At 38.9% G+C, this 1,490-nt stretch carries 2 protein-coding genes; both read right to left on the reverse strand.

From position 1 onward, the window contains the following. Window positions 1-238 precede the first annotated feature (238 nt). The gene (locus tag QWZ17_RS23300) at window positions 239-1,141 is read right to left on the reverse strand and encodes an IS3 family transposase (protein WP_290307726.1); all 903 of its coding nucleotides are present in this window, start codon (window positions 1,139-1,141) and stop codon (window positions 239-241) included. Then, a complete protein-coding gene (locus tag QWZ17_RS23305) occupies window positions 1,141-1,443 on the reverse strand; it encodes a helix-turn-helix domain-containing protein (RefSeq protein WP_290307727.1) in 303 nt (100 codons plus the stop codon). The genes QWZ17_RS23300 and QWZ17_RS23305 overlap by 1 nt, the downstream gene beginning before the upstream one ends. Window positions 1,444-1,490 lie beyond the last annotated feature (47 nt).

Raw genomic sequence — 1,490 nt, forward strand, 5'->3', positions numbered from 1 at the left:
TGTCTCGTCCTGAAAAAAGTTTACGTTTTTTTTCTTTAATCCTGTTAGTTGTTTACAAATATAGATTAATCCCAAATACGCTTTACATTTGTTATACCGGCTGAAGCGGAAGCAGGCGCTGCTGGAGAGCATCCTGCCAGGAATAAACCGGTGAACGATAAAATAACTTGATAAGGTTTGTAGTTTATAACTATAAGCCTTATTTATTTTAGAGTTCCTAATGCCTGATAAAACTCACCTACATCATGGCTGCCTCCTTCTCTCTATTAACCAGCCAATAGTTCTTCCAGTGCTTTTTCAATTCTCCGTTTGATGTATGCGCCTGAAACGGTGTAAGCATATCAATACTGCTATGAGGGCGTTCATAATTATAAATGGTTATAGCATTAACTACTCCGCTGGCTGCCTGTTCAAAGTTATCATAACTCACTTCGAGGAATTCCTGTTTGATGATACCATTAACTCTTTCCGCTATGGCATTTTCTCTCGGATCAGAGTTCTGTGTCATACTAATAGCTATACCCTCCAACTGTTCTACATATTCAGTACTGCAATATTGGCTTCCCCTGTCCGAATGATGGATAAGTTCGCTTTCCGCAGGTAATTGCTTTAATGCCATTTTTAAAGCCTTAACACATCCCCCGGCCAAAAGGTTCCTGCTCAGATGATAACCTGTTATCATTCTTGAATAAGCATCTGTAATAAGGCTCAGATAGGCGAAGTCCTCCTTTAAAGTAATGTATGTTATATCGCTAACCCACAGTTTATTAGGAGACAAAATGTGTATACCAACAATCAGATTAGGATACTTCCTCATCCAATGGTCTGAGAATGTTGTCCTGGGAACTTTTCTTTTCCTTCTTCTAACCAGTAATTTATGAGCTGAAAGCAATTCAAAAAGGCTATCCCTGCCTATCTGTATTTTATGTGCCGATAAAAATGGGTTTAGCAACAATAACAGTTTCCTGGTACCAATATATTTTTGACGCGACCGGATGCGCAAAACCTCCTGTATGATCAATTCTGTTCGTAAAGCTTCCTGTTCTACGGCTATTCTTTGCTGATAAAAAGCCTGTCTGGTGTAACCGAGCAGCCCGCAAAGAGAAGTGAGCTTCCTGTTTCTTCTCTCTACAATATTCATTACTGCCCGGAACCAAACTTTTTTCTGAAATCTATACCCGAATGCTCCTCCGATAGCCGTAACATCTCTTCCAACAATTCGTTCTTTAAATTCGCCTGAGCAAGTTGTTTCTTTAATGCCTTTACATCTTCCGGTTCTTCAGATGATAATATTGGTTCTTGTTTTCTAAAAGCACGTACCCACGTCTGAATCGTCCTGGATTTTACTCCATATTTCTCCGAAAGACTTATGAATGTCGAATCTCCCGTTAAATATTCTGAAATGATTTGCTGCTTCTTTGATACTATTTCTCGCCTGATCATGATTTAAATGATTTACTAATTTAGTAAACCTATTTCAGGACGAGACA

It is taken from the genome of Mucilaginibacter flavus (assembly GCF_030409315.1).
Classification (GTDB): Bacteria; Bacteroidota; Bacteroidia; order Sphingobacteriales; family Sphingobacteriaceae; genus Mucilaginibacter; species Mucilaginibacter flavus.

Coding starts and splice junctions, on each gene's coding strand:
- QWZ17_RS23300 (WP_290307726.1), bottom strand. CDS start 1,141: ATGAATATTGTAGAGAGAAGAAACAGGAAGCTCACTTCTCTTTGCGGG.
- QWZ17_RS23305 (WP_290307727.1), bottom strand. CDS start 1,443: ATGATCAGGCGAGAAATAGTATCAAAGAAGCAGCAAATCATTTCAGAA.